At 63.5% G+C, this 14,194-nt stretch carries 13 protein-coding genes; 2 read left to right on the plus strand and 11 right to left on the minus strand.

The window, feature by feature from the left end; translation table 11 throughout:
• Positions 1 to 182: 182 nt before the first annotated feature.
• Genes XalbCFBP2523_RS01875 through yidD form a run of 3 tightly spaced genes read right to left on the minus strand, consistent with a single transcriptional unit; the run spans position 183 to position 2,655 of the window.
• On the minus strand, positions 183 to 989 hold the full coding sequence (locus tag XalbCFBP2523_RS01875) for a peptidoglycan DD-metalloendopeptidase family protein (protein WP_045766740.1): 807 nt from the start codon (positions 987 to 989) through the stop codon (positions 183 to 185).
• 59 nt (positions 990 to 1,048) lie between these two features.
• The gene (locus XalbCFBP2523_RS01880; protein WP_045765922.1) at positions 1,049 to 2,383 is read right to left on the minus strand and encodes a dihydroorotase; all 1,335 of its coding nucleotides are present in this window, start codon (positions 2,381 to 2,383) and stop codon (positions 1,049 to 1,051) included.
• Positions 2,383 to 2,655, minus strand: a complete 273-nt coding sequence (gene yidD, locus XalbCFBP2523_RS01885) for a membrane protein insertion efficiency factor YidD (RefSeq protein WP_080928117.1) — start codon at positions 2,653 to 2,655, stop codon at positions 2,383 to 2,385. Before yidD ends, XalbCFBP2523_RS01880 begins: the two co-directional genes overlap by 1 nt.
• 114 nt (positions 2,656 to 2,769) lie before the next feature.
• Here yidD and dksA point away from each other — a divergent pair, with 114 nt between their 5' ends.
• Positions 2,770 to 3,909 (plus strand): RNA polymerase-binding protein DksA, encoded by a 1,140-nt coding sequence (gene dksA, locus XalbCFBP2523_RS01890; RefSeq protein ID WP_104629888.1) that lies wholly within the window; start codon positions 2,770 to 2,772, stop codon positions 3,907 to 3,909.
• Positions 3,910 to 4,205: 296 nt separating this feature from the next.
• Here dksA and XalbCFBP2523_RS01895 read toward each other — a convergent pair whose 3' ends face one another.
• The 8 genes from XalbCFBP2523_RS01895 to XalbCFBP2523_RS01930 all read right to left on the minus strand — a co-directional run bounded on the left by XalbCFBP2523_RS01895 (position 4,206) and on the right by XalbCFBP2523_RS01930 (position 12,636).
• Positions 4,206 to 4,880 (minus strand): hypothetical protein, encoded by a 675-nt coding sequence (locus tag XalbCFBP2523_RS01895; RefSeq protein ID WP_012916397.1) that lies wholly within the window; start codon positions 4,878 to 4,880, stop codon positions 4,206 to 4,208.
• A 74-nt stretch (positions 4,881 to 4,954) separates the two neighbouring features.
• Positions 4,955 to 5,788 (minus strand): hypothetical protein, encoded by an 834-nt coding sequence (locus XalbCFBP2523_RS01900; RefSeq protein ID WP_045765920.1) that lies wholly within the window; start codon positions 5,786 to 5,788, stop codon positions 4,955 to 4,957.
• 116 nt (positions 5,789 to 5,904) lie between these two features.
• Positions 5,905 to 7,563 (minus strand): outer membrane protein assembly factor BamB family protein, encoded by a 1,659-nt coding sequence (locus XalbCFBP2523_RS01905; RefSeq protein ID WP_230599083.1) that lies wholly within the window; start codon positions 7,561 to 7,563, stop codon positions 5,905 to 5,907.
• A 48-nt stretch (positions 7,564 to 7,611) separates the two neighbouring features.
• Positions 7,612 to 8,511 carry a dienelactone hydrolase family protein gene (locus XalbCFBP2523_RS01910; RefSeq protein WP_230599081.1) on the minus strand — a complete coding sequence of 300 codons (900 nt, stop codon included), beginning with the start codon at positions 8,509 to 8,511 and terminating at the stop codon, positions 7,612 to 7,614.
• A 31-nt stretch (positions 8,512 to 8,542) separates the two neighbouring features.
• On the minus strand, positions 8,543 to 9,118 hold the full coding sequence (locus tag XalbCFBP2523_RS01915) for a 2OG-Fe(II) oxygenase (protein WP_045765918.1): 576 nt from the start codon (positions 9,116 to 9,118) through the stop codon (positions 8,543 to 8,545).
• A 60-nt stretch (positions 9,119 to 9,178) separates the two neighbouring features.
• A complete protein-coding gene (locus tag XalbCFBP2523_RS01920) occupies positions 9,179 to 11,275 on the minus strand; it encodes a peptidase domain-containing ABC transporter (protein WP_407071005.1) in 2,097 nt (698 codons plus the stop codon).
• 86 nt (positions 11,276 to 11,361) lie between these two features.
• Positions 11,362 to 11,625 carry a hypothetical protein gene (locus XalbCFBP2523_RS16995; protein ID WP_080928115.1) on the minus strand — a complete coding sequence of 88 codons (264 nt, stop codon included), beginning with the start codon at positions 11,623 to 11,625 and terminating at the stop codon, positions 11,362 to 11,364.
• Positions 11,626 to 11,631: 6 nt separating this feature from the next.
• Positions 11,632 to 12,636, minus strand: coding sequence for an HlyD family secretion protein (locus tag XalbCFBP2523_RS01930; RefSeq protein ID WP_080928205.1), 1,005 nt, complete (start codon positions 12,634 to 12,636; stop codon positions 11,632 to 11,634).
• 436 nt (positions 12,637 to 13,072) lie between these two features.
• Here XalbCFBP2523_RS01930 and XalbCFBP2523_RS01935 point away from each other — a divergent pair, with 436 nt between their 5' ends.
• Positions 13,073 to 14,182: an alpha/beta hydrolase gene (locus XalbCFBP2523_RS01935; protein ID WP_045765916.1), complete on the plus strand. Its 1,110-nt coding sequence runs from the start codon at positions 13,073 to 13,075 to the stop codon at positions 14,180 to 14,182.
• Positions 14,183 to 14,194 lie beyond the last annotated feature (12 nt).

Here is a 14,194-nt window from a genome sequence, read left to right on the forward strand (position 1 = left end):
GCGAAGACTCGTAGCATGTTGATGCATGTACGCCAGTTGGCGTGCTGTGTCGTACGTCGCCGCTTTATCGACGTCGGTGTCTCGTGCCGGCATCTGTGCCCATCGAATTGCATCGATGCGCTGGCATTGCTGTCATCTTGGATGACGAATCCGCTGCTGTGTCGCCATGAATGTGGGGGCCGTCAATGTGACTTCGTGCGTTCAAGTACCAGCAGCGGGTCGATACGGACATCGAACCAGTTCATTCCCCAATGCAGATGCGGTCCGGTCACGCGTCCGGTGGCGCCGGTCGCGCCGATTATCTGGCCTTGAACGATCCGGTCGCCGACTTTCACGTCGATCCGCGATAGATGCAGGAGATTGGAGCTGACGCCGTAGCCGTGATCGAGCAGTATGGTGCCTCCGGTCAAGTACATATCCGGTGCGGCGAAGGTGATCACGCCAGCCGCTGGTGCTTTGACGGGGGTGCCAGTGGGCACGGCGATATCCATCCCGGAGTGGCCGGCGCCGGGTTGACCGTTATAGACGCGGGCATTGCCGAAGCGGCCACTGATGCGGCCTTGTACTGGCCAGATGAAGGGCGTGGCGAAGTCGGTATGCGGATCGTCGCGGTTGCGCGCGGCGCTGACCTGGGCCTGTTCGCGCTTGATTCGCTCGGCGATTGCCGCGGGCGGGTTGACGGTCTTTGGTGGAACGCCGTTGACGTATTCCAGCGGCCAGTCTCGCGCTGTCACTGCGATCTCGATCGTCTCGCTGGTGCCGCCGCCAGGTTGCACCACGATCTGCAGCGGCCCGTGTTCGTCGCGGCCGATACCGAACACCACGCTGCCGTCGTCGCTGACACGTAGCGTTCTTCCAGCGTATTTGACTTGGCTGCCGGGCGGCACCTTGCCGATCACCAGCGCGCCTTGCGATGCGCTATGCGGGAATACGCTGCGTGTTTCGGTGCCGATGGCCGCTGCTGGCTGCGCCCATAATGGAAGGGCCATCGCAGCAACCAGCAGGCCGAACGTCCACCATGCGCGGCTCGGCAAGATGCGGCGGGACATCATCGGTCGAAGATCAGACGTTGCCCGTTCGGATGGCCGACCAAGCGCGTCCCATCCCAGGCCAACTCGCCGTTGACCCAGGTTGTGGCGATCTTCGAACGGAAGCGGCGGCCCTCGAATGGCGACCAGCCGCATTTGGATAGTACATCCTCGCGCCGCACGGTGAAGGTGTTGTCGTCGATCAGGACCAGGTCGGCGTGGTAACCCTCGCGCAGGAAACCGCGTTCGTGCACGTCGAACAGTAGCGCAGGCGCGTGCGCGAACTTGTGCACTACCTGTGCCGCGCTGAGCCTGCCTTCATGGACCAGTTCCAGCGCCGCGACCAGCGCGTACTGCACCAGCGGCAACCCCGACGGTGCCTGTGCATACGGCTTGCTCTTTTCTTCCAAGGTATGCGGGGCGTGATCGGTGGCGAGCACGTCGATCACATCCTCGGTCAGTGCGCGGATCAGCGCCTCGCGGTCGCTGGCGTCCTTGATCGACGGATTGCACTTGATCAGGTTGCCGAGCGTGGCGTAGTCGGTGCGGTCGAAGCGCAGGAAGTGGATGCAGGTCTCGGCGGTGATGCGCTTGCCCTGGATCGGGCCGGGCGCGAACAGCGCCAGTTCGTCTGCAGTGGAAATGTGCAGCACGTGTAGGCGGGTGCCATGCTTCTTTGCCAGTGATACCGCTAGCTGGGAGGATTTCAGGCAGGCCTCGCGCGAGCGGATGTCCGCATGCATCTGCGCGGTCAGCGCTTCGCCATATTGCTGCTTGAACGTGGTCAAGGTTGCATCGATGGTCGGGGTGTCCTCGCAGTGGGTGATGATCGGCGTCGGCGCGTCGCGGAAGATCGCATCCAGCGTGCGCGGATCGTCCACCAGCATGTTGCCGGTGGAGGCGCCCATGAACACTTTGATGCCAGGCGCAGTCTTCGGATCCAGCGTTTGTATCGCGGCCAGATTGTCGTTGCTGGCGCCCAGGTAGAAGCCGTAGTTGCCCCAAGCGCGGCCGCGCGCGGCGTCGTACTTGGCCTGTAAGGCGGCCGCGTCCAGGGTCGGCGGATTGGTATTGGGCATGTCCATGAAGCTGGTCAGGCCGCCGGCCACCGCGGCCGCCGATTCGCTGGCGATGTCGCCCTTGTGGGTCAGGCCGGGTTCGCGGAAATGCACCTGATCGTCAATCATGCCGGGTAGCAGCCAGCGCCCCTTGGCATCGACCACCGTCTCGCCCTCGCGTGCGCCCAGTTGCGAGGCGATCGCGGCGATGCGGCCGTCAGCGATGCGCAGGTCGCCCTGGGTTTCATGGCCTTCGTTGACCAGGCGCGCGTTGACGATGAGTGTGGAAGCGGACATCAGGATTTTCCTCGGCAGCGGCAGGTTGGGGGAGTGGTGGGGTCTGGCACCGGATCGAACCCGCCGGGATGGAAGGGATGGCAGCGACTGACGCGGCAAACGGCCATCCAGCCGCCACGCAGCGCACCATAACGGGCGATAGCGGTCATTGCGTAGGCCGAGCAACTGGGCACGAAACGGCAGCGCGGCCCCAGCAGCGGACTGATGAAGTGCTTGTACAAGCGCAGCAGGACAATAAGGGCGCGGGCGATCACGCCATCATGATATGCCACCTGCTGGACTAGGCGGTGTTGGTCGGCGTATACGCTGCGTTGTTGCCGCTAAGGGTAGGGTAGGCTATAAAGGCCCGCTTTCCCGGGCCCCGGGAAGAATCAAGGAAGCGTTTCGTGGCTGCTAAAAAACCTGCAAAGAAGGCCGTTAAGGCCGTCAAAAAGCCCGCCAAGCCTGTCGCCAAGAAAGCGACGGGGGGCGTGGCTGCTGCCAAGCCGTCGAAAAAAACGTCGGCCAAGCCAGTGGCAAAGGCAGCGCCTGCGAAGCAGCCCGCCAGCAAACCAGCGGTCAAAAAAACGGCGGGCAAGCCTGCCGTGGTGGCCGCCAAATCCGCAGCCGTCAAGAAAACGCCGGCAAAGCCGGCGACAAAATCGGTCAAACCTGTTGCCAAGTCTGGCGGCAAGTCTGCGCCTGTCCCCAAGCCGGTAGTGAAGTCGGCGGCGAAGCCTGTTGCCAAGACGGTTGCGCCTGTCGCCAAATCCCAACCAGCCGTCAAATCCAAACCGGTCGCCGCGCCTGCGCCGTCCACCTCCGTACCGACGCCGGCATCCAAGCCGGCTGCGGCCAAGCCTGTCCAGGCCAAGTCTGTCGCGCCTGCCCCGGTACCGGCTCCCAAGCCCGTCGCTGCCGCGCCCGTCACGTCTTCGGCCCCGCCACAAAAGAATCCTGTGTCCGTTTCGAAATCTTCCGCGAAAACCCCCACCAAATCCGAACCCGCCCCGAAGCCGCCGGTGACCAGACCCACTGGTAAGGTCGCTGTGGCCGTGACCGCGAATAAGTCCAACGCACCGGCCAAGCCAGCCAAGTACAAAGTGGTCGAATACAAGACCGACGAGGCGACCGGTCGCCCGATCCTGCCCAAAGGCTACAAGCCGACGGCGGACGAGGAATACATGAATGCGTTGCAGCAGGAATACTTCCGTCAACGCCTGCTCAGCTGGCGCGCCGATCTGGTGGAGGAATCCAAGCAGACCATCGAGAACCTACGCGACGAGGTCCGCGACATCGGCGACGAAGCCGAGCGTGCAACCCGCGGAACCGAGAACTCGCTGGAACTGCGTACACGCGACCGTTACCGCAAGCTGATCGGCAAGATCGACAGCACGATCAAGCGCCTGGATGCGGGCGATTACGGCTACTGCGTGGACACTGGCGAGGAAATTGGCCTGGAACGCTTGGAAGCGCGCCTGACCGCCGAGCGCACGATCGATGCGCAGGAACGCTGGGAGCATTTGCAGAAGCAGCAGGGCGACTGATCCCCGCCTCTTCTGCGTCGCCAAGGCCCCGCTCGTGCGGGGCCTTGCGTTTTTGGTGGATCGTGCCGATCCGGCGGGGGCGCCTGCCGCCAAACCGTGCGATCCGCTGATGCAGCGGCGGGCAAGGTGACGCGTGGCGATGACGTTTGCGCCACGCACTGTCGCTGTGTCTGCTGCCATTCGCTGTGGCGCGTGCGCATGTTTCGCCGGTGATGCCGATGCTGTCTGTGCTGTCGGGGTCTCGCGCTGCGCTGCCAAGCATGCCCCGTACCACGGCGCAGGGACGACGTCGAGATTCAACGTACCCCGTTGATCAGGCCGCTTTTGGGATCCTTGAGCAAATTTAAGTTGAACATGCCGAAGTTGTACAGGTCGTCCTTGTTGGCTGCGATGTCTAACCCGACGATGGCCGAGGTGTCCGGATCCACCTCCAAGCTCAGTGGCATGGCCGAGAACTGGATATAGTCGCGGCTGGCGTTCCATTGCGGACTGCCACCGATCGCCTGGAGGATGCGATCGACATGAGTGCCGACTGGCTTGCCGAGCAGATCGAAAGGCAAGGGAACGCTCAGACAGACGAAGATATCGACATTGATGACACGGTCGTTGCGGAAGCTTACGGTTAGGCTAGTGAACCCGAGCATCTGGAGCGGAAGAGGATGTTGCGCCAATCGTGCTTTGAAATCGCGCGGGTACAGGTACATCACGCGGAGCGTGTCCGGATGCTTGGCATCGCTGCGGGTGGCGTCCGGCTGGCCGAGCGCGGCGAGAACCTCGTCCTTGCGCATGCCAAGCGCGACCGGGCCGATGTGTCTGCATGGAGCGGGCAGGATGGCCGCGTTGGGCGAGGCGGCGAAGGCCTGGTGCAGGGCGTGCGTGCAGGCAGCGCCGTCGGTGCCGGTGGCGTGGGCCTGCCTGACGGCCATGCTGAAGGCGAGCAGGCCGAGCAACGAAATGAAGCGGTGGTGCATGGGATAGCTCCGGGAGTCGATTGTGCGTGGGCAAGGCTGGGAGTTTTCCCGGCCTTGCCACAGGTTGAATTGAATTAGTGCGTTATGGGCTTCCAGCCTTCTCTTTTGCCGTAAGCATTTATGAACGCGTTCTGCTGATCGCTGTTCAATGTCCCCCAGTGATCGGACGGGTTCAGGCCCGAACCGTTGGTGATATCGGTGATCATTTGCGATGTATTGTTTTCGCCCGGTGGTGACCAGGTGGTGATGAGCTGGCTTAGCGTGGCGTTGCCGCCCATATTATTGTTGAGGCGGTTCATGTTGGCCATTGCAGCATCCCGTCCAGCCTGAGGATTGGAGAAGATCGCGAAGCCGCCATCGTTGCCGATCGAACCATGGTTGTCCGCGAAGGTGCCCGAGCGGATGTTGAGCGGATTGTTGTCGCGCGTCGGGTGCGCGCCCCAGATTTCGTTCGTAGAGCCATCTGCCGCTGTATAGGTTACCGTGGGGCCCCTGATGGTTTTGATGACAGAGGCGGACGTGCCGGGTTTGTCGCTGGTGCCGGCCCCGCTGGTGTCTTGAGCACCGTCAGCGCCTTCACCGCCTTCACCACCTTCACCACCTTCACCACCTTCACCACCTTCACCACCTTCACCACCTTCACCACCTTCACCACCTTCACCACCTTCACCACCGCCTTCGGCGATTTCCGAGTCGAGCTGCGCGTCGAGCGCGCTGGTTGAGGTGATATGCGAAGCGGCGGACTTGTGTAGCGCCATCTGGTGATGATGATGGGTCTTGGCCTTGGCGTGATGCGTTTTATTGTGCGCCTTGGCGTGGTGGATCGAGCTGGACAATGGGTGGGTGCCCATGGATTTACGTGTGCCGCCTGCGACCATATCGATTTCGATGATATCGAGCGTTCTCATGTTGATCCTTTTTATCCTTTGACATGTATGCGGGGAAGGCCGTCCCCGCTTCGGTTGATCCGGCGCGTGCAGCCCAGTGCTGCACGCGCGAACCAATCCCGGACACGCGTCGTGCGTCAGGGTGCAGCGAGGGCCGGGAGGGCGTCTCGGTTCTGCATGCCGCTCAGGCGCTCGAACGCATAAAGATGATTCATGTAGGTGGACACGTAGATGCGCTGGCCATCCGGTGAGACGGCGACGCCGTTGGTGACCGCGTCCGGCAGTTGCAGCATGCCCACGGTCTCGAGCGTGTCGATGTCGATCTCGACGACGCGGCCGCCGTTGCTGCCGACGATCACGCGATTGCCGATGCGCTTGGGCGAGGCGTACACCCGCGAGCGCAGGTTGATCTTCTTGATCAGTTGCATCGTGTCGATGTCGATCACATACAGGTGGCGATCGCCCGATCCGCAAAATAGCTTGTTTCCTGCAAATAGCGGCGTGGTGTAGCAGATTTCCTCGGTTTGCCATTCGCCGCGCTTCTCGCCGGTGGCCACATCCAGGAGATAGATCGATTTGTCGAACGAGGCGAAAGCGGTCAACCGGCGTTGTTCGTCCACGGCGGGCGCGTATTTCACCGAGCGTCTGGTCTTGAAACGCCAGGCGATGTGTCCGGTTTTTGCATCGAGGGCGAGGGTCTCGTGATCCGCGCTTCCCCAGATCACCAGGTCGCCCCCCTCCCAATAGCCCGGCGAGCCGTGTTGCAGCTTCTGTACCTGGTGTTCCCAGACTTTTTCGCCGGTGTCCATGGTGTAGGCGGCGAGACTGCCTTGTGCCCAGGGGCGGACGTATTCGATCCCGACGTACATCAGATTGTGCCGTGGCACCAGCAGCGGGGAGGCACCCACCCAGTCGCCGTCCGGATGGGTCCAGATCTCCTCGCCATTGGCTGCGTCCAGGCAATAGACGGTGCCGTTGTAGGCACCGAAGTACAGGCGCCCATCGTGGTAGGCCGGGCACGACCAGATGCCCTTCTTGGTGTACGCCGCGCCGGTCACCGGGTATTCCCAGAGCAGTCCACCGGTCTCGGCCGAGAATGCCTGCATTTTGGCCGCGTCGCAGCCGCGGAAAATCCTGTCGCCGACCAGGAGCGGTGCGGATTTAGGGACCACGTGGTAGGCGAAGCCGCCCGGTGTCGCCGTCCGCCACAGCTCTCGATACACCTGGGTGGGATGCGGGGTCTTCTGTTCTTGCGGTAGCTTGAAGTCCTTGAGCGTGAACAGCGATTGCACGGTGATCCCGTGCGCGTTGCGCCACTGCATGCCGGCCTTGGACAGGAAGTCGACCACCACGAACATCTCCTTGAGCGTGTGTCCGGCCATCGCGATCACTGCGCGGGCCTTCTCTGCGCTGTTGCCCGAATTGAGCGAGTCGTCGACCAGGATGACGGGCAGGTCGAGTACCTCGCCTTCGATGGCATTGCCCATGCCGGTCGTCTTGCGGTCCTTGCGAATGATGAAACCGTTGATCTGCCGGTGTTGCTTGGGCGCGGTCAACAGCAATGCGGTGAGTAATGGAATCGCGGCCGTCTCCAGCCCGCCGAGCTGGAACGGTGCACGCGCGGCATTGCGCTCCCAGAAGGCCTGGGCGATCTGCTCGAGTGCCGCGCGTTGCATGAACACACGGCGCAGATCGAACAGCCAGGCGTAGGTGCCGCCTTTCTTGGTGATGAGGTGGATGTTCTCGGCACTGGTGTGCAGGCCGATGGTCTGGATGAGATCCCGGAGTGATTGCATGGTCATCGTGTGCCTTGCATGGGAGTGGAAATGATGGTGGAGGGTGGGTCACTGGGATTCGTTGGTATCTACCGATGCGAGGTAGCGCTCCACGGAAGGTCCCCAAATGGCGGAACCGCCGTGACCGAAGAAAAGATGGTGTCCGTCTTCGCCGTATGCGCCTGGCGTCACCAGCATTGCGCGACCGCCGGCCTCGGTGAAGGCGCGATGCAGTGCGGCGGCCAATGGGGGGCCGAAGAAGCTGTCGTTGGCGGTGTAGATCCACAGCATCGGCGTGCTCGCGCTCTTGCCGAACGTGGCTGCTGCTTCGATCAGTTTGTCCGGATGGCAGTTGCTGTTCGGAAGGTTGTGGAAGTGGCCGCCGCGGCCACCGGCCATGTTGACGAACGCGCTGACATTGGGGTGTGGCAGGCTGTTGTAGGCCAGGGTGCCCCAGCCGCCGGCCGACTGCCCTACCACGATGGCGCCGTTCGGGCTGTTGCCGGGGAGGGCGGTCACGAACGCCACGATGGTCTTGAGCTGGCGCGCGGTTTCCAGTCCCGCTTTGGCGTAGTCGGCGCGCTCGCAGCCCTCGTAACCCTCGCTCCAGGGACCGCCGGTCGCGCCGTAGCCCAGTCGCAGTACCAGGGCGACCGCATAGTGCCGTTGCAAGAACCAGCGCGCCGATTCGCCGTCGCAGGTTTCCAGGGTCATGCCGGGCCGGTCGGCGGCATTTGCCGGCGAGCCGTGCGCGATCACCACCACGCGCGGGCGGTGGACGCCCACGGGATGGCAGAGGCGGCCTTGCAAGATCCAGGGGTGTCCGTCGGGATCGGCGATGGGAATGTGCAGTTGTTCGCCGAGGTTGGCATGTCCGCCGCCGAGCCCGGTTGCCGAGGCGGCCCAGGGCGTTGCGCCGCAGAGCAGCAGCGCTGTTGTGGCCAGCATGTTGTGCAGGGAGAGGATCATGATGCGTGCTCCTGTTGCGGTTGCGGCGGCGTCAGCGGCGCAGACGCCGCATGTGGAAGGTGATGGTCGAGCACAGCGTTGGGCACTCACGCGTGGGAGCGCGCGAGGCGCGGACGACGGTGCCGTCGAATAGCACCAGTCGGCCGGGACGCGGGCGGATGGAAATGCATTCGCGGGCGGTGTCGTAGAACACGGTTTCGCCGGCCCAATCGTCTTTCCATTCGGCACTGGTGTAGAGCAGGGCGACGCGTTCCTGGTCCGATGGCTTGGCGTAGTGGTGGGCCGTCCCCTCCTGTCCATGCGTGTGGCCGGTGGCGTAGGCGCGCACCAGGCCGTAGTCCTGCGCCAGATCCTCCTTGATCTGCGTCCAGATCTCGTGCAGCGGTTCCAGTCCCGGCGTCGCGGCGAGCACGTCGTCGTGAATGGCGCGCTCGTACGGCTTGCGGCTGCCACACAGATGGAGGTGCCAGGACGGCGCGACCTCTCCGAGCAGCCCCGGATAGATGCCGTAGGACCAGCCGCCGCGGCCGCGTATCAGTGCCGGCAGATGCTGTACTTCGACGAAATTGTTGACGACCTGGAGGGATGATGCTTCCGACGCTGACACGATGGCGACCTCACGATGGAAGAACGGGATGGGACACGGCGCGGTTGCGCCGGCAGTGGACTAGGACGTGGCGGGAACGGGAGTCGTGTGCTCGGATGGCTGGCGCGTGCGCAGCGCTCCCTCGCACAGTTCGATGACGCGATCGGCGTGGGCGATCGTCTCGGGTCGGTGGGCGATGACGATGCGGGTGATGTTCAGCGCCTGGATCGCCTGGTTGAGCTCGCGTTCCAGGGCGACATCGAGATGGCTGGTGGCCTCGTCGAGCACCAGGATCTGTGGGTGCCGGTACAGCGCGCGGGCCAAGAACAAGCGCTGTTGCTGGCCGCCGGATAGAGAAGATCCCATGTCGCCCACCAGGCTGTGATAGCCCATCGGCATGGCCATGATGTCCTCGTGTATGCCGGCCAGGCGCGCGGCGTCCTCGATTTGCGCAGGCGTGGCGAGCGCGTCGAACAGGCTGATGTTCTCGGCGATCGAGCCGCTGAACAGGTGGTCGTCCTGCATCACGCTGGCGGTCATCGCGCGATAGCGCGATTTGCCGAGCCGGCGCAGATCGATGCCGCCGATCTCGATGGTGCCGTGCTGCGGATCGAGCAGGCCAAGCAGCAGCCGGACCAGCGTGCTCTTGCCGCAGCCCGATGGACCGACGATGGCGACCGATTCCCCCGGATGCACCCCGAAACTGCACTCGCGCAGGATCCACGGTTCACCCTCGGCGTAGCGGAAGCTGACTTTGTGGAAGGCGACGCCAGGTTCCGGCAGCGGGCCGGCATGCGCGCTGATGGCGTGCGCTTCGGGGGGTGTCAGCACGATATCGGCCAGCCGCTCGGCTTGCAGGCGCAGCATGCGCAGTTCGATCACATAATCGACCAGACTGGCGACGCGGCTACTGAATTGGTCACCGTAGGCGACGAAGGCGGTCAGCATGCCGACGGTGAACTGGCCTTTCAGCCCCAGCCACGCGCCCAGCCACAGCACGCCCAGGCGCTGCGCGCCGGTCGCCAGGTTCTGCAGCGCGGTGAACAGCATGTCCAGGCGCTGCACGGCGATCGAGGTGTTGAGCGTGTCCGTTGCCGCGTTGAGATAGCGCGCGGTCTGCTCGGCTTCCTGATTGTGCAGGTGGATCGTCTGCACGCCGCGTACCGCTTCCAGAAATCGGCTGTGCTGCCTGGCGGTGACGGTGATCTGACTGAGGTTGGCCTCGCGGTAGATACGGAAGTACAGCACTCGCAGCGCCGCGTAGAGCGCCACCGCACCGAGCACGATGACCGACAGCAGTGGGCTGTAGGCGAACAGCACGACCAGGGTGATGCTGGCCAGCAGGCCATCGAGCAGGATTTCGACGAAGCGGGTGGTCAGGGTCTGCTGGATCGTGTCGATCGCGCCGAAGCGCGAGACGATGTCGCCGAGATGGCGTGCGCCGAAGTAGGATTGCGGCAGGCGCATCAGGTGCTGGAACACGTTGCCGGTCCAGCCGAGGTTGAAGTGCGTGCTGAGCCACATCACGGTCCAACTGCGCAGGGCCGACACCAGCGTCTCGAGCACGATCAGCAGGGCGAAGCTCAAGCCGAGGAAGGTCAGCAGGTCGTGGTCGCCATCGGCGATGACCTGATCCACCACGAGTTGCATGAACAGCGGTGCGAGCAGGGCGAATATCTCCAGCACCAGCGCCAGGCCGAAGATCTGCGTCAGCCCACGGCCGAGGCCGCGAACCGAGCCGGCGAGCGCGCGCAACGAGATAGGGGGTGTCTCGCGCTGGCGTTGGAAGCTGGGTCCTTTGGAGAATTCGATGGCGACGCCGGTGAAATGTCGACCGATCTCGACCAGGCTCAGGCTGCGCACGCCCACTGCCGGATCGTGCACGACCGCCTTGTGCTTGCCGACGCTGCGCAGCACGACGAAGTGGTCCAGGTCCCAGTGCAGCACGCAGGGCGTCTGCAGTTGGCCGAGCTCTTCCATGTCCAGGCGCAGTGGCCGGCATTGCAGTCCGAGTACGTGTGCGACCTCGATCAGACGTCGCGCGTTCATGCCCTTCAGAGACAGGCTGAAGCGCCGCCGTAGTGCGGGCAGATCGGTGTGGTGACCATGGTGGCTGGCGATCATGGCGATGCAGGCCAGTCCGCACTCGGCTGTTTCCGATTGCAAGATATTCGGCAAGCTGCGCGCCTGCCAGAAACGCAGTCTTCCGCTGTGGTCTTCGCGCAGATCGAAGGTTTCCGGCGGATGCTCGATCGGCGACTGGCTCATGCGCCGCCGCTCCAGCGGCGACCGATGCCGTACAGAGGCTCGAAGATCCATTCGACGATTCGTCGGCGATCCAGCAACATGTCCGCGTCCAGCACCATGCCAGGGCGTAACGGCTCCTTGCGCCCGTATGCCTGCACGGATTGGTCCGCCAACTCCACCTGTGCTACGTAGAGCGGATCCGAGGACGCAGACGTGCCGCCGCCCAGCAGCACCGTGACCTCGCCAGGAGTCAGTGCACTGCGCGAGACGCTGCGGACCACGCCATGCTACAGGCCGAACTTCTGATATGGGAACGCTTGGTAGTGCATGGTGACTTCAGTACCAATATGCACAAAGCCGACTGCTTGGCTAGGAACCAGAATCTGCGCTTGCAGGGATGAGTCGTCCGGTACGATGGCGAGCAAGGGCTGGCCCAGTGCGACCGAGGCGCCGGCCTTGACCAGTAGCGAGGAAATGGTGCCGCTGGCCGGCGCGCGGAGTTCGCTGGCGCGTGTGGCTTCGTTCTGCGCCAGCGTTTGCTCGACCTGGGCGAGTTGCCGGCGCAGTTCGTTGAGTTTGGCCGACACCGATAATGGGAGTTGGGCCAGTTGATCGCTGAGGACACTCAGTTGTTGGCGGGTACTGGTGCGCTGTTGTTGCAGCGATCGCAATTGGGATTCGTCGGCGAGCAGAGCCGATTGTTCCTGTTCGACCTGGATGGCGGGGATGTAACCGCCGGCGACCAGGCCGGACCATTTGTTCACCAGTTCCTGGACGAGCGCCATCTGCTTCTTTTCGATGGTGATTTGCGCATCGATCTGTTTGAGCTGTTCTTTCAGCGCTGTCTGCTGCATGCGGTTGTCCTCGGCCTGCTTGTTTTGCAGTTCGACGGCGTCGCCCATGTCCTGGCGCAGGCTGCTAGCTTGCCGTTGCAGTTGTGTGCTGATGCTCGCCGAGGTGTTGCCGAGCGCTTTGCTGGTGTGTTCGCCGGACAGCGAGACCAGGCTCTGCCCTGCCTCTACGCGTTCGCCTTCGGTGATATCGACGTGATCGACCACGCCGAGCGTATTGGCGGTCAGGCTGATGAGGCCGGCGCGTGGCACCAGCAGGCCGGTCACGTGGACGCGCTGTGTGTAGTGACCGAAGCACAACCACACCAGGATGGCAGTGACAATGCCGAGTGCGACGAGGGTCCAGACCTGGGTGGAGAGTGGGGTTGCCAGTCTTACAGTGCCTAGCCATGCCTGACTGGGGGTGTCCGACACCTCGCGTCGGAAAAGCGAATGTTCCATTTCGACGTCGTCCATTCAAATGTCGCACGGGAAACTCCACATGCGATGACACTGTTGCCTTGCATCCAAGGCGCCGCTACTTTCTAGCGTATCAGGATCGCATAGTGATGGTTTCGTCAGCCTTTCCCATTTGGCATGGTGATTCTTTTGTCTACAAATCGCGCCATGGGTGTGGGTGGGTATGCAGACATACCCCTGTGGAGAGGGGGGCGCACATGACCTTGCGAAAATCAGTGCCTCGGCGCACGGGCATGGTGGATGCCAGATGCGATGCGGCATGCGCTGCCCACGTCGTACATGCCCTTGTCATGCCGGTACCGCATGCTGAGCGGATGGCGGCATCGTCATGTCATCGTTGCGCGTTCATGCTATCCAATGGTCGTTTCTGTTTGATCGTCATCGTGATGGTTGGTGTGCAGTGGGGAAGTTGAAGTTAATGAGTGATGTCGTCGAACGGGCGACGGCGCGGCAGCAACCGCGCTGCCGTGGCAAATGGCGCTGGCTGTTGTCCAGCGTGCTATTGCTGCTGGCGATCGTTGCGCTGGGCCCGCGGGTCAGTGTGGTCTTGCCCCAGGTTGTGGCACCGGCGGTGCCGCAGGATCCGCTTGCGCTGCAGGCGTGGATCGATGCGCGCGAACGCGCCACGCCAGGGCTGCGTCCGGACAATCAGGCGCGCATCGTCTGGGCCGACCCGGCGCATCCGGGGCGGCGTGGCTGTGCGATGGTCTATCTGCATGGTTTCACCGCCAGCCAAGGCGAAGGGGCACCCACGCATGTGCGTCTGGCGCGCAGCTTCGGTTGCAATCTATATCTGCCGCGGCTGCCGGGGCATGGGCTGGTTGCGGCCGATGCGTTGCGTGGTGTCGATGCCGGTGGCCTGCTCGTCGGGGCCGCCGAGGCGCTGGCGGTGACGCGGGTGCTGGGCGAGCGGGTGGTGGTGATCGGCAATTCGATGGGGGGCGCCCTGGCGGTGCAAGCGGTGGCCGCGAATCCGCGCCAAGTGCAGGCCTTGGTGCTGTGGTCGCCGTTGGTGCGCGAACGCGACGCGCAATTGCAACCGATGCTGTGGCCATGGGGAGCACAGGTGTTGGTGTGGATGCGCAACGGCGGCGATCCGATCCTGCGCCATCCGGTCGAGAACGCGTACTGGGCCGATGCGACGCATCTGGATGGCTATCGCGCGCTGGCCGCGCTCACCCGCGGCGGCATGCAGCCGGCGACCTACGCCCGGATCCACGTGCCGGTGTTCCTAGGGTATTACTACCGCGACGCGCAACGCCAGGACAAGGCAGTGTCGGTAGCGGCCATGCAGGCGATGTTCAAACAGTTGGGGACGCCGCCTGCGCTGCGCCAGGCGGTGAATTTTCCGACGGCGGACGACCATGTGCTGGCTTCGCCGATCCGTTCCAGAGCGGTGTCGGCGGTGTTCGTGGCGACGTGCCGGTTTCTGGTCACTCGGGGAGGGTTGGTGCAAGCGCACGGTGTGCCCGATTGCGCACATGCGTGGAGCCAGTACATTGCGCAGCCATCTTCCGTCGCGCGTTGAGCGCGGCGGCGC

Source organism: Xanthomonas albilineans (genome assembly GCF_002939705.1).
In the GTDB taxonomy this organism is placed as follows: Bacteria; Pseudomonadota; Gammaproteobacteria; order Xanthomonadales; family Xanthomonadaceae; genus Xanthomonas_A; species Xanthomonas_A albilineans.